Annotated in this window: 13 protein-coding genes, 1 riboswitch and 1 other annotated feature; of the genes, 7 read left to right on the top strand and 6 right to left on the bottom strand. The window is 40.3% G+C overall.

Features of this window, described 5'->3' with window-relative positions:
- Nucleotides 1-70: 70 nt before the first annotated feature.
- Nucleotides 71-967 (bottom strand): DMT family transporter, encoded by an 897-nt coding sequence (locus GD002_RS16275; RefSeq protein WP_153733423.1) that lies wholly within the window; start codon nt 965-967, stop codon nt 71-73.
- Nucleotides 968-1,180: 213 nt separating this feature from the next.
- Here GD002_RS16275 and GD002_RS16270 point away from each other — a divergent pair, with 213 nt between their 5' ends.
- The 6 genes from GD002_RS16270 to GD002_RS16245 all read left to right on the top strand — a co-directional run bounded on the left by GD002_RS16270 (nt 1,181) and on the right by GD002_RS16245 (nt 5,941).
- Nucleotides 1,181-1,678: a sigma-70 family RNA polymerase sigma factor gene (locus tag GD002_RS16270; protein ID WP_153733422.1), complete on the top strand. Its 498-nt coding sequence runs from the start codon at nt 1,181-1,183 to the stop codon at nt 1,676-1,678.
- Nucleotides 1,675-2,547 carry an anti-sigma-V factor rsiV gene (locus GD002_RS16265; RefSeq protein WP_153733421.1) on the top strand — a complete coding sequence of 291 codons (873 nt, stop codon included), beginning with the start codon at nt 1,675-1,677 and terminating at the stop codon, nt 2,545-2,547. The genes GD002_RS16270 and GD002_RS16265 overlap by 4 nt, the downstream gene beginning before the upstream one ends.
- Nucleotides 2,548-2,695: 148 nt before the next feature.
- Complete coding sequence (locus tag GD002_RS16260) at nt 2,696-3,547, top strand: polysaccharide deacetylase family protein (protein WP_408020105.1); 852 nt, start codon at nt 2,696-2,698, stop codon at nt 3,545-3,547.
- A gap of 151 nt (nt 3,548-3,698) precedes the next feature.
- Nucleotides 3,699-4,907 carry a selenium metabolism membrane protein YedE/FdhT gene (gene yedE, locus GD002_RS16255; RefSeq protein ID WP_153733420.1) on the top strand — a complete coding sequence of 403 codons (1,209 nt, stop codon included), beginning with the start codon at nt 3,699-3,701 and terminating at the stop codon, nt 4,905-4,907.
- Complete coding sequence (gene yedF / locus GD002_RS16250) at nt 4,897-5,136, top strand: sulfurtransferase-like selenium metabolism protein YedF (RefSeq protein WP_153733419.1); 240 nt, start codon at nt 4,897-4,899, stop codon at nt 5,134-5,136. The genes yedE and yedF overlap by 11 nt, the downstream gene beginning before the upstream one ends.
- A 151-nt stretch (nt 5,137-5,287) precedes the next feature.
- Nucleotides 5,288-5,941 (top strand): hypothetical protein, encoded by a 654-nt coding sequence (locus tag GD002_RS16245; RefSeq protein ID WP_153733418.1) that lies wholly within the window; start codon nt 5,288-5,290, stop codon nt 5,939-5,941.
- 70 nt (nt 5,942-6,011) lie between these two features.
- Here the strand turns inward: GD002_RS16245 and GD002_RS16240 are convergent, their stop codons facing one another.
- Together GD002_RS16240 and GD002_RS16235 are read right to left on the bottom strand one after the other, a co-directional pair.
- Nucleotides 6,012-6,911, bottom strand: a complete 900-nt coding sequence (locus GD002_RS16240) for a stalk domain-containing protein (protein ID WP_153733417.1) — start codon at nt 6,909-6,911, stop codon at nt 6,012-6,014.
- Between the two features lie 183 nt (nt 6,912-7,094).
- Nucleotides 7,095-8,666, bottom strand: a complete 1,572-nt coding sequence (locus GD002_RS16235; RefSeq protein WP_153733416.1) for a 2-isopropylmalate synthase — start codon at nt 8,664-8,666, stop codon at nt 7,095-7,097.
- Nucleotides 8,667-8,837: 171 nt separating this feature from the next.
- Nucleotides 8,838-9,076 (bottom strand) — a binding site (T-box leader).
- Nucleotides 9,077-9,394: 318 nt separating this feature from the next.
- Between GD002_RS16235 and GD002_RS16230 the strand changes: the two genes are divergently transcribed.
- Entirely contained in the window at nt 9,395-10,657 is a 1,263-nt protein-coding gene (locus GD002_RS16230) for a DUF5068 domain-containing protein (protein ID WP_153733415.1), read from the top strand.
- A 352-nt stretch (nt 10,658-11,009) separates the two neighbouring features.
- Here the strand turns inward: GD002_RS16230 and GD002_RS16225 are convergent, their stop codons facing one another.
- From GD002_RS16225 to GD002_RS16215, 3 genes are all read right to left on the bottom strand, one after another.
- Complete coding sequence (locus tag GD002_RS16225; RefSeq protein ID WP_153733414.1) at nt 11,010-11,324, bottom strand: DMT family transporter; 315 nt, start codon at nt 11,322-11,324, stop codon at nt 11,010-11,012.
- On the bottom strand, nt 11,324-11,665 hold the full coding sequence (locus GD002_RS16220) for a DMT family transporter (protein ID WP_153733413.1): 342 nt from the start codon (nt 11,663-11,665) through the stop codon (nt 11,324-11,326). Before GD002_RS16220 ends, GD002_RS16225 begins: the two co-directional genes overlap by 1 nt.
- 70 nt (nt 11,666-11,735) lie before the next feature.
- A riboswitch (guanidine-I (ykkC/yxkD leader) is annotated at nt 11,736-11,834 on the bottom strand.
- A gap of 128 nt (nt 11,835-11,962) precedes the next feature.
- On the bottom strand, nt 11,963-12,607 hold the full coding sequence (locus GD002_RS16215; protein ID WP_153733412.1) for an FMN-dependent NADH-azoreductase: 645 nt from the start codon (nt 12,605-12,607) through the stop codon (nt 11,963-11,965).
- Nucleotides 12,608-12,924: the final 317 nt, after the last annotated feature.

The following is a 12,924-nucleotide window of genomic DNA, read 5'->3' as shown; positions in this document are numbered from 1 at the left end:
TTCACTTGAATGCCTTACAGTTATTTCGTTTCCTAAACCTGAGTTCGGCTCTCTGCCGATCTCAGGTCTTTTATTTGCTGGTGGGTTCGAATCGTGTAATACGTTTTTGGTAGTTCACAAAATAAATACTGACCACAACAAGCAATAATCCTGCGATCAATTTATGCGTAATCGGCTCTCTTAAAAATACCGTACTGATGAATACTGAAATAACCGGAACGAGAAAAGTAAATACACCGACCTTACTCGCTTCTCCCGCATTAATGAGCCGGTAATAAATAATATAGGCGATGGGTATACCCATTGTGCCGCCGAATCCAAGTCCAAATAGATACATACTGTTCCATTCGATGGCTGACCAACTTTCCGTAAGCGAACCCACAGCGAGAAGAGCCATGCCGCCTATCGTAAACTGCATCGCCACCATCCAGTAAGCATCGACTTCATGACTGACTTTCTTGACGTAGATCACTCCGAATGCCCAAAAAACTGCCGTAAGTACTCCTAATACCACACCTATCACTGAAATATGCGTAGTGAGACCGTCAATACTCACGATGATGATCCCAATAAAACCAGTTATGAGACCCACCACTTTTATCCATGACATATTCTCATCTAACCAAACCCAAGCAAACAATCCTAAAAGAACTGGCTGAAAATAGACTAATACCGAGAAAAGTCCACCAGGCAAATGATTGAGACCTACTGTATGCAAACCGAAAAATAGAATCGTGTTGAACAACGCAGAAATACAGTACTTCCGCCAATTCTTCCGCCACTTCAATTTTCTTCTCATGGGTAAAATCAAAAGAGCTACTAAACATCCACCTAACGCAGCACGCATACCTGCAAACAATAAGGGAGGCGCATAAACGACGGATGCCTTATATATCGGCCAGCTGACACCCCAAAGCAGGACTAAGAACAATAAAGCTGCGTTTGATTTCGTTAGCAGCTTGTTCAATGTCTCATCCTTTCTCCATCCTGTTTCAATGAGTTTCTTAACAGTCTATTCCGACAGCAGACCAGATGCCCCAGAAATGAAGAACGATTGCATGTAACTCTATACTTTTCCGCACGATTTGATAATTATCAAAACTTTTTTTGAATATCGCCCGTCAAATTACTATAACGTGTTCGCGATATGTTAAAAACTTGAGAAGGTGAATCTTTTGTCATGACAAAAAAAGAGAAGTTTGATTTAGTAGAAGATTTTATAATAAAAAATCAAGAATCACATTATCGATTGGCTTATAGCTATGTCAAGAATAAAGAGAATGCGCTTGATATTGTTCAAGAAGCTATTTTTAAAGCACTGAAATCAATTGATCGCCTTGAAGAGATCACTTATTTAAAAACGTGGTTTTATCGAATTCTCATCAATACTTCGATTGATTTCATCAGAAAACATCAACGGATGACCGTGATGGATGCGGATATCCTCAACATACACCTGCCTCAAGCTGCAGATGAAAGAATTGATATGGATTTACGAGACGCCATCGATCAACTAGTTCCGTATGATAAGACTTTAATTATTCTTCGCTTTTTCGAAGATCTAAAAATTGAAGAAATCGCACTAGTAATGGATGAAAACATTAATACGATTAAATCTAGGCTGTATCGGATATTAAACAAATTACGCCTGGAGATAGGGGATGATTTTACACTATGAAAGAAATGGATAAGTTGAAAAAAGCATATGAGGAAATAGAGATACCAACTGAATTGAAGATTTTGGTTGAGGATTCAATTCGTCAGGCTACAGCACCTAAAAAGAAGCGTCCCATTATTAAACAATGGTCGATTGGAGCGATCGCTGCGGCAGCTTTGTTTTTTGTTAGCATTAACGTAAGCTCTACCTTTGCACAAGCAATGGTAAATGTACCTGTTTTAGGTCCCATTGTTGAAGTTTTTACTGTTCAACAACTTACGATGGATGAAGAGACCTATCAAGCTGACCTTTCTGCGCCTGCCATCAGTGGTTTGGAAAACGAAGAGCTACAGGCTTCATTGAATGAAAAGTATATCGATGAAAACAAAACGCTCTACAAACAATTCGAACAAGAAGTTGATGAAATGAAAAAAGCAGGGAATGGCCATATGGGGATCAGCACGGGATATGAAGTAAAAACGGATACCGATCAACTTCTTTCGATTGCTCGCTATGTCGAGAACATAGTTGGCTCGTCTTCGACAACTATGAAGTACGACACAATTGATAAGCAGAAAAACATTGCCATCACACTGCCAAGTCTTTTTAAAGATGATACGTATATTGATGTCATCAGTTCATATATCAAAAGTGAAATGGTACGACAAATGTCGGTAGACGAAGAGATCTCTTACTTCTTGTCCGATGAAACAGTACCGGACTTCGAAGCAATTCGACCAGATCAAAACTTCTATATTACTGCCGATCATAAAATGATGATTTCATTTGACAAATACGAAGTCGCGCCTGGTTATATGGGTATCGTAACGTTCGAAATTCCTTCATCGATCCTCAAAAACTTATTGGTCAGTGACACATATATTAACTAAGTTCTTTGCACAGCAACGTAGCTGATACCGTATGGTCTGCTACGTTGCAATACATAAATCATGACATTCTCATAGTTTTTCATATAAATAAGATACTTCCCTCTTTCAGTATCTAGCTGAAAGAGAAAAACAGCCCCAGGAGGATTAGATGACAATGAAAATACCACCAGATGAATATGCTGAACGAAGAAAGAGAATTAGAAAACGATTTTTCATTACGGTTCTGATTATGCTAATCCCAATTTTTTTCACTGGATTTTTTGTAGGAAAGTCTTTTTCTGCTCCCAAAATAATTATCGTACCTGAAGAAACAGAAAAAGTAGAAGCTCCCATTCCTCAAGAGGAAGAACAATCTAAAGAAGAAACTAGTGTAGAGGAAAAGCCAACAGGAAAAGTAGTATACCTCACATTTGACGATGGTCCCAGCCGACTGACAGATGAATTTTTAGACGTCTTGCTAGAGTATGATGTAAAAGCAACATTTTTCATGCAGGGAAATAACCTGAAAAAAGAACATTTACTAGAAAGTGTAAAACGCGCAGTAGTAGAAGGACATTACATCGGTGGTCATAGTATGACGCATGATTTTCACACTTTATATAAAGAAAACCAGTTTGTATCTGAGATGCAAGAAACATTAGCGCTGATCCATGAACTAACCGGTGAATCCCCCCACTTAGTTCGCCCTCCCTATGGCTCTGCACCAGGTTTAAAAAATGAACAAATACGCCAACAACTTGTGGATGCAGGTATTAAAGTATGGGATTGGACGATTGATTCTCAGGATTGGAAATTAAAAGACAATCCAGCTCAAATAATAGAAAACATTAAACATGGCACAAATGAAGACAAAGAAATCATCTTAATGCACGAAAAAACACAAACCTTGGCAGTACTTCCCGAAATCATCAACTTTTATAAAGAACAAGGATACCATTTTGCCATTTACGATGAAGCCGATCATTTTGTGCTCAACTTTCAGAATGATATCCGGTTATGAGGTTTTTTGTAAGTTGATCTGCTTGAATTCACTGTAATTACTTTAATAGGATAATTTTTTACACTCTAAATGAATTGATCATAATTTCACTTGATTTCTCCTCAATTAAGATTACACTAGAAAAAGGACTTTATACGAGGAGCAACAAGACATGAAAACTTTGATGCAAACGATTTTCCAACGCTATTGGAATCCCTATGTAGTCCTACTGATTGCTGGTGCGCTTAGTGCTTTGTACTTTGGCTTAACTTCAACAGTTTGGGCAGTAACCGGCGAATTCACTCGGCTTGGAGGAGATATCCTGAAGCTATTCGGGGTAGACATTTCTGGCTGGCAATATTTTGACATGGTACACCTCAAAGGAACGACTTGGAACCGACCCGATGGCTGGATGGTTTGGGGAATGTTTATTGGCGCTCTCCTCATGGTGTTATTTAGTAATAGTTTTAAAATCCGTCTCCCGCAACAGAAACGCCGCTATGTTCAAGGACTTGTCGGTGGGATCATTGCAGGATTCGGTGCACGATTAGCACTAGGCTGTAACTTGGCAGCTTTCTTCACAGGTGTTCCTCAGTTTTCTATACACTCATGGATTTTCATAGTCGCGACCGGAATCGGAACTTTCTTCGGCGCAAAGCTAACCAAAACACGCTGGTGGAAAGGCCGTCCATCCCTGACACGGGGTGCTTCAAAACCATCAAAGGTCAACAGCCGTGTCATTCAACCATATATCGGAAGCGTAATCGCTATCGTCTATCTCGGTCTGATCATCTATTTTTTTGCAACGGGCCAAAAGTTTCTTGGTTTAGGCGCACTATTCGGGCTCGCCTTTGGTATTCTCATTGAACGTGGACAAATTTGCTTCACCTCCGCATTCCGTGATCTGTTTCTTGTCGGACGCAGTGTAATGGCAAAAGCTATTATTGCTGGTATGGCCTTTAGCTCTGTTCTAACTATTATTGTTATTTCTATATATGACGTGACGCCAATCACTCAAATCGCTGCTCTGAGTACCTTTGTTGGCGGTGCGTTGTTTGGACTCGGTATTGTCATGGCTTCTGGCTGTGAAACAGGAATGATGTACAGACTGATGGAAGGTCAGGTCCTTTTCCTGCCCGTTTTTGTGGGTAATATTATCGGTGCTACTTTCCTTGCTTACGCTTGGGATCATTTAGGTATATATAATGTATTAGTCAAAAGCGGTGCAAAAATAAACCTAGTAGAATCAATTGGTCCGGTCGGTGCTATTCTTCTAACACTCACTATGCTAGGTGTGCTATATACCTTAACGGTTTACTCTGAAAAACGTTATCATCGTAAGTTGATCATGAAGAGAGGGATGAAAGAACATGCAAACTAACAACGAAGCGGATTTCACACTCGACTTACGTGGAGAATCTTGCCCCTACCCTGTTATCTACACATTAGAAGCACTAGAGGGAATGAAAAAGGGTGAATTATTGCAAGTCATCACGGATTGCCCAGGCTCTTTTCGCAACGTTCCAGAGGAAGCATTGGCGCATGGTTATACCTTTGCGCAAGATCCTATTAAGAATGGGCAGGAATATCTTTTTTATATTTATGCGTGAGTAAAAGCAAAAGGAGTTGTCCGAGAAGTGATTTTCTTTCACCTTCTCAGATGACTCTTTTTTCATTCTAGATAGTTGTTCAATAGAAGACATGTGCGGGCCGGTGCGGATGGAGTTTCGATCGGGTCGACGAGACTTTGGAGTGCTCCGGATGGAGGTTCGATCGGTTCAACGAGACTTTGGCGCGGGCCTGATGGAGGTTCGATCGGTTCAACGAGACTTTGGCGCGGGCCTGATGGAGTTTCGATCGGTTCGACATGACTTTGGCGCGGGCCTGATGGGTATTGGATCGGTTCGACATGACTTTGGCGCGCTCCTGATGGAGGTTCGATCGGTTCAACGTGACTTTGGCGCGGGCCTGATGGAGGTTCGATCGGTTCAACGAGACTTTGGCGCGGGCCTGATGGAGGTTCGATCGGTTCAACGAGACTTTGGAGTGGTCCGGATGGAGTTTCGATCGGTTCAACGAGACTTTGGCGCGGGCCTGATGGGTATTGGATCGGTTCGACATGACTTTGGCGCGGGCCTGATGGAGTTTCGATCGGTTCAACGAGACTTTGGCGCGGGCCTGATGGAGTTTCGATCGGTTCGACATGACTTTGGAGCGGGCCTGATGGGGATTGGATCGGTTCGACATGACTTTGGCTCGGTCCTAATGGAGTTTCGATCGGTTCGACATGACTTTGGAGCGGGCCTGATGGGGATTGGATCGGTTCGACAAGATTTTGGCGCGGGCCTGATGGAGTTTCGATCGGTTCGACATGACTTTGGCGCGCTCCTCTACCTCTCCTGCCCAATCACATGAAAATGGCTGTCGCTGAAAGTGAACTTTCAGCGACAGCCTCTTCTTTTTTGTCTTTATTTCGGGATATTACTTATTCCATTAATTCAGCAATAAGCTCAACAGATACATATGTTTTGTTTGGTTCAAGCAAATCAGGTGCTACCTCAAATTGACGTATGGATTTGTTGTAGCCATATTTCTTTTCACCACGGGTAATCGTAAAGGATTTTGCCTCTTTCGATACAATAGCTCCTTTGCCTGTTGTCTTGACAGTATAGCCAAGTTCTTCGGCAAGTGCGCGTAGTGGCACCATTTTCACTCCATTCACCATGTGATGATCGGCAGCAATCATATCCTCAATGACAGAGTTTGTTCCTGAATCTGTGTCACCTATATTCCCATCAAGAACAACAACTTTTTCTGGAGTTGTCTGGGCTGGAATGCTTCTTGTCGTTACCGTATAGAAAACTAGTAAGTCTTTATCTGCAAGATCTTCCACCTTCACATTCTTACCTGAAACGCTTGAGAGATCAGTCTTTTCATCTACATGTAATTGTAACTTGAGATCTTTATTCAATAACTCTTCATCAAAATTCCCAACCGCTACAGAGCCCATCTTTTCCGTTTCAACAATTACAACATCTGGACTGTACTGTGGAGGATAGATCATGATCATCGGTTTATCCGCATCGGTATAACCAACGACTTTATCGCCTTTTTTCAACTCTACCTGTTTGCCAGTATTATCAAAGATTAGCGTATCTTTCGTTACAGCCAATACGTTTGTCTCTTCCCCATTCTTAATTGAATAAAGAGTCGCATGGTCAAGTGACTCCACGCCTTCAATCGTTCCTCCTACTTGTACAAATGAAGGTTTCACTTGCTTTTCTTCTGATTGCTCGCCTTCATTTGCAAACACTGCAGCTGGTACGATAGCACTGCTGAGAAGTAAGGCAGACATCGTAAATGGTACGGCTTTTTTCATTTTCATAGAAAACAGCTCCTTTTTTCATTTTCATCTAAGTAGTCGTTTCAAAACGAATAAGGTTACAAGTATAATAGAATACTATTTAATATCTACCCTTATTAACAAACAAAAAACAAGCTCTCGTCAAATAAGGAATGACTTGAGAACTTGTTTTTTTCTCTAAAGCTTTACCTACACTGCATAATGTTAACTATTCACAGGTGTTTTCTTTAGTCCTGCTACGATCACGCTATTTACGGCATTCATATAAGCTAATGCACTTGCCTTTAAGATATCTGTATCTGCCGCTTTCGCGATATATTTTTCTCCTTCGTGTGCAATCGTGATTTTCACTTTACCCAGCGCGTCTTTTCCGCGTGAAACGCTGCTAATATCATACTCCACCAACTTGACGCTAATTTTGGTAATGTCAGCAATTGCGGAATAGAGAGCATCAATTGGTCCCGATCCGACTGCACTCGACTTGAAGATTTCTCCACCTTTGCGAATCTTCACGCTGGCAGAAGGAAAGCTAGAATTGCTGACGACCTGTAAATCTTCAAATTCAAAGAAGTGGTCGCTATAATGGGTCCCATTCGCCTTTTCATGCTTTTCATAATAGTTTTCTACGATCACATATAGATCATGATCATACACTTCTTTTTTCGCGTCTGCTAATGCTAAAAAGCCTTCGAAAATCCCTTCGAAATCTTCTGGAACTAACTGACTAAAACCAAGCTTTTCAAGAGCATTTTTCACAGCATGTCTTCCAGAACGCGCTGTCAGAATCAGCTCCATATCATCAAGACCTACATCTTCAGGATGAACGATCTCATAAGCATCTCTTGATTTCAGTAAGCCATCTTGGTGAATGCCAGATGAATGAGCAAAGGCGTTGTCTCCCGTAATCGCTTTGTTCACTTGCACATCGAGCCCCATAAAACTCGACACAAGACGAGATGTGTTCATGATCTCCTTAGTGTTAATACGTGTATTGACGTTATAAATAGAGCTTCTAGTTTTTAATGCCATGACCACTTCTTCCAATGCTGCATTGCCCGCACGTTCACCAATCCCGTTAATCGTACACTCTACTTTATCGGCACCATTTTTAACGGCAGCCAGTGTATTCGCTGTTGCCATGCCTAGGTCATTGTGGCAGTGGACGCTCAATAAAACATCAGGATTCAAGTTTTTCATTCGATCATTTAATTTATAAATCATCGCACCGAATTCTTCAGGCTCTGCGAAACCTACCGTATCCGGTACGTTAATCATAGTCGCACCAGCCTTCATAACAGCTTCAATAGTTTTCCATAAATATTCAAACTCCGAGCGTGAGGCATCCTCCGTTGAATACTGAACTTCCGGTAATAGTGTTTTCGCATACTTCACAGCATCTACGCCAATTTGCAAGATTTGATCTTTTGATTTATTAAATTTTTTCTCTACGTGAATATCAGAAGTACCTAATACCATATGGATCATAGGATTTTCAGCGTACTTGACCGCGTTATAAACAGAGTCTATATCTGTTTGAACCGCACGCGCCAGTGCTGTAATCATAAGATCGCTTGTATTACCTACTTTTTGTGCAACCGCTTGTACCGCATCAAAATCGCCTTGGGAAGAAGCAGGGAATCCGGCTTCGATTATATCAACGCCTAACTTTTTGAGCTGTTGCGCGATTTCCACCTTTTCATAAAGATTTAGTTTCGCTCCCGGTACTTGCTCGCCATCACGTAACGTTGTATCAAACACCCAAATTTTTCTGCTCATTTCCCTGCACTCCTTTGTAATTTAAAATAAAATCAATGATGCTTCGGCGTAATTGCGTCAAGATTTTTCAGGCATACTCGAAAAGTCCCTCTTAAAATCTGTGACGTCCGCCAAAGACTTCAATTGAATTCAGTCGAATTCAATTAAAAAAACCCCGCCTCTATATCGAAATATAGAGACGAGGTTATACTCGCGGTACCACTCTAATTGATCTGTCCGTAAAGACACATCCACTTATCGACAGCTAACACTGTCTATCCCGATAACGGAGGAAACCGACATCCCTTACGATCGAAAGTTCGGGGAGTGACTCCTGGATGAGTTCAAAATGTGTGCCTGCCGATTTTCACCAACCATCGACTCTCTACAAAGACACATGCATTTTTACTAGTTCCATTCTTAGTCTGCAATGTATTGTTGATTGCAATATTACGATGATTTATTCAGATTGTCAACAGTTTTCTAATAATTTAATTAGTATCACACATAACACCACTTCTATATGGTGTTTTCTAGAGATAGGATGTTCTTCATGTAATGTATTTTCGTTTTCTAGAAACAATCCAGTTAGCTTTCAACAACTTAGTAGCTCCCTATTGTTAACCAGGACTTTCCACATATTATGCCGCTAAATGAATCACTTATGGACTGTTTTCTAAATAGTCCAATTTTCTTTTGGTTAAACTGGTATAATTATCTAGTAAAAACGTAGACAAAGGAGCAAAGAAATGAGTATAAAACAGATTTTAACTGGTAGTACATTGGCTGCTATTCTCATCCTTGGTGCTTGCGGAAATGCGGAAGACAAGGAAAAGGAAGTATCCGCTGCTGACCAACCTGAAAGTGAAGTTGCAGAGGAAAATAACGAAACTACTGCAAGCGACACACCTGAAACAGAAAAAGATTTGAAAACGGCGGACGCCTCTAAAAACAAGTCCTCTGAAAATATAAATCCGTATATGGAAGAAGAGACGGGTGGAGACATAGAAATCGTATTCACCAACACAGAACCGAATCTAACACATGCCTATTCGGACAAGGTGACCATCGCCATCGAAGAATACCAGATCGCCCATGTGACAAATATGAATGAATCGGCCAAACATAATTTTGATGATGAAGATGAAGGATACGTCATTACATACAAATTTGGATTTGAAAACAAATTGGATGAAGATGTGTTTTTCAATGCGAGTACGATGATGCTATCCGATGACGGTACAGAAAACTTATATATGCGTTCTGGCCTTGTAGACCGGGATGATTGGCTAAAAGGTGATAAAGACAAGGCCGGCCGTCAATTCGCTCCTGGCAAATATACCGGAATGCAAGCCTACACCATGACAAAGGATCAGTATGAGCGCTTGGTAGCCCCAACATTCACGATTGACATTCCAATGCTCGAAGATGATTTCAATAAGCGGATCGGTAAAGATGCCGTCTTTAAAATTCCTTTCAACGAAGATGGGGCTGAAAAAGCATCGAAAAGTTCAGCTCTTTACGCTGATAAAATGGTGACAGACACGATTGCAGACAAAGAACTGTTTTTCTCAAAAGAAGATATAAATGAAACACAGAAAATTGACGAAGTGACCATTACACTTGAAGGTGTCCAATATGCTGATATCAAGCCGACAGCTGCCCACGCTCCAAGATTTAAAAATTTTGGCGATGGACCACTCGTGGCGTTAACGGCAAAGTTCCAAGTAGAGAATGGTAGTAGTGAAGCCATTGCAAAATTTTTCATGGATACACGATTGATATTAGACCAAAACCGCGGCACAATGTTATCAGAAGGAATGCTGGAACCGACTCTCCATGGTGACTTACAGGCTGGCGAATCGGAAGAAGTTTTGTCCGTCTTCCTTTTCCGAAAAGATGAATTTGAGTTATTCAAGGAATTAAAGATTCAATTCGGTCCATTAGCTGACAGCAATGCCAAAAAGTTATTCAAAGAAAAATCGGTCACATTCGACTTGCCGATGAAATAAGGAAAAAGCGACATCCGATAGGCTTTGGCCAGTTGGGTGTCGCTTTTTTTGCACCCTTCTCTTTATTGAACTGTACTATGCTTGGAACCATTATAAGTGTGTTGATATATGTCTTATGCAATTATCAACATGTTCATTGATTTTTCATTGTTATCTTTATACGACTGTCTTATAGTTAATGCAACTTAACTAGTAAGTAGTAGTTGATATTTTTATAAATACGATATGATTATGTCGGTAGACACCTATTTCAACGTCTAGACACTCATTCGATAACCAGCATGATGTTGGATACATAGGGTGGCTGTGTACGAATCAAACACTGTCATGGCACCCTACGCTTTGCACACCTTTACGAGACGAGTTTTAATCCAATTGCTGAACCTAAAACCATCGCGATACAAACGATTCTTTTCCAGTCTGTTGATTCACCATAAAAAGTCATCCCTAAGATTGCACCTCCAGATGCACCGAGTCCTGTCCAAATGGCATAAGCAGTCCCCATTGGTAACGTAATCATTGCATATGCAAGAAAAAGAAAACTTAAGCCAAATCCAAGAGTTAACAGCACCACCGACTGCCAACTATGATCACTATGAAATTTATTTATCATGAACACACCAAACATTTCAAAGAAACCTGCAACTATCAAAGAAGCCCAAGCCATTAAGATTCCACTCCTTCTTCTCCATTTTCTTCCGTAATTAATTTCAAACCAATTACTCCTGTTAACAAAATCAAAATTAGAATAACTTTCGCTTTTTCAAATGGTTCTCCGAAAAATACGATATCTGAAAAGACGGTTCCTGCAGTCCCTAGTCCTACAAAAACTGCATACACAGTTCCAACAGGAAGTTTTCTGCTAGCCATAATCATTAAATAAAAACTAACGATAATAGCAATAACTGTTCCAGTCCAAGTCCAAAAGCCCTCCGCATGTTTCAATCCAACAACCCAAAATACTTCAAAAATTGCAGCGATCATGACTTTCATCCAGATTATGTTCATAAACAAATAGCACCTCTCATTTTATATTTTTTTAAAACAAAAAAAGCCCGAGAGATAACTGTTAAACAGTTTCTCCCAGGCTTTTATCCTTCCGTGACACAGTAAGACTGTGAGTTTTCTCTCGGTCACAGACCAACAAACTTGTTGCGGAACCCTAGAAAACATTTTTCTTATGCAATTATTTTACATTATACAGATTGAGCAACTACACTAGTCATCGATGCAAAACAATAGCCCTGCACAAAAATCCACTAATTCATTTCATGCTCTTTTTCTCATATATAATAAAGCTTTATATTACGCACGAACAGCCATTTCTAATACACGATTTGCAGAAGCTTTCACTTCTTCCATTCCCGCAGCAATAATTTCGTTCGCTTTATCAGGCATCGCATTGTGACCCTCTATAACGACTTCATCGATGATTTGCATTCCGAAGACACCACCGAATACGTTGCGCATATAGTTAACAGCCATTTCCATCGGTGCTGCTTCTGGAGCTGAGTAAACACCGCCACGAGCATTTAAAAGAATTGCTTTTTTCTCTGGCATTAAGCTAATCATATTTCCTTCAGCGTCATATTTAAATGCAAAACCAGCAGCATATACATAATCGATGAATGTTTGTAATTTAGCTGGAATTGTTAGGTTCCATAATGGGAACGCAAATACCACTACATCTGCAGCCGAGATCGCATCCATTGCTTTTTGTTTTGCAGCTAACAGGCGTGATTCAACATCTGTTAACTCTTCACCATTTTGAACTTTACCGAAAGCGTTAAACAGTTCTTGACCAAAATAAGGTGTATCTTCTTCAAATACATCGTACGTTGTTACATTTACGTCTTTTCCTTCTAATTCGGTCATAAACGTTTCGTACATTTTACTAGAAACCGCTTCAGTTGCGGGGCGATTATTTGCTTTTACTACTAAGATATTCATACGTTATAATTCTCCTCTGGTGTCTAATTAATTTACTGCATATGCTTATTATAATTTACTAACATCCTTTTTGTAAGTACGCACTTAAAAGTGGCATAGTATCAAAAAGTATACTAAAGGTTTACTCACGCAACTACTCCTTCTGCTGCGATCGTTTGTGTCAGAACTTTTTTTCAAATCCCCTTCAATTTCAAATATACGACTAGGATTTTTACCATTTTTTTATTTGTATTTGTAATGTCCAATTATTCAGTACCCCAAAGCCGCCAAAGAATCCGTAATTCACAAATAAACTATCTGTTTTCCTTGCTTTATAT

The sequence above is a fragment of the Sporosarcina obsidiansis genome (assembly GCF_009651005.1).
GTDB classification, from domain to species: Bacteria; Bacillota; Bacilli; order Bacillales_A; family Planococcaceae; genus Sporosarcina; species Sporosarcina obsidiansis.
This window is presented reverse-complemented; position numbering and strand designations above follow the sequence as displayed.

What these genes read in the sequence shown, in the direction of transcription:
- GD002_RS16270 (WP_153733422.1), top strand. Translation starts at nt 1,181, where the DNA reads ATGACAAAAAAAGAGAAGTTTGATTTAGTAGAAGATTTTATAATAAAA.
- GD002_RS16265 (WP_153733421.1), top strand. Translation starts at nt 1,675, where the DNA reads ATGAAAGAAATGGATAAGTTGAAAAAAGCATATGAGGAAATAGAGATA.
- GD002_RS16260 (WP_408020105.1), top strand. Translation starts at nt 2,696, where the DNA reads ATGACAATGAAAATACCACCAGATGAATATGCTGAACGAAGAAAGAGA.
- yedE (WP_153733420.1), top strand. Translation starts at nt 3,699, where the DNA reads ATGAAAACTTTGATGCAAACGATTTTCCAACGCTATTGGAATCCCTAT.
- yedF (WP_153733419.1), top strand. Translation starts at nt 4,897, where the DNA reads ATGCAAACTAACAACGAAGCGGATTTCACACTCGACTTACGTGGAGAA.
- GD002_RS16245 (WP_153733418.1), top strand. Translation starts at nt 5,288, where the DNA reads ATGGAGGTTCGATCGGTTCAACGAGACTTTGGCGCGGGCCTGATGGAG.
- GD002_RS16240 (WP_153733417.1), bottom strand. Translation starts at nt 6,911, where the DNA reads ATGAAAATGAAAAAAGCCGTACCATTTACGATGTCTGCCTTACTTCTC.
- GD002_RS16235 (WP_153733416.1), bottom strand. Translation starts at nt 8,666, where the DNA reads ATGAGCAGAAAAATTTGGGTGTTTGATACAACGTTACGTGATGGCGAG.
- GD002_RS16230 (WP_153733415.1), top strand. Translation starts at nt 9,395, where the DNA reads ATGAGTATAAAACAGATTTTAACTGGTAGTACATTGGCTGCTATTCTC.
- GD002_RS16225 (WP_153733414.1), bottom strand. Translation starts at nt 11,324, where the DNA reads ATGGCTTGGGCTTCTTTGATAGTTGCAGGTTTCTTTGAAATGTTTGGT.
- GD002_RS16220 (WP_153733413.1), bottom strand. Translation starts at nt 11,665, where the DNA reads ATGAACATAATCTGGATGAAAGTCATGATCGCTGCAATTTTTGAAGTA.
- GD002_RS16215 (WP_153733412.1), bottom strand. Translation starts at nt 12,607, where the DNA reads ATGAATATCTTAGTAGTAAAAGCAAATAATCGCCCCGCAACTGAAGCG.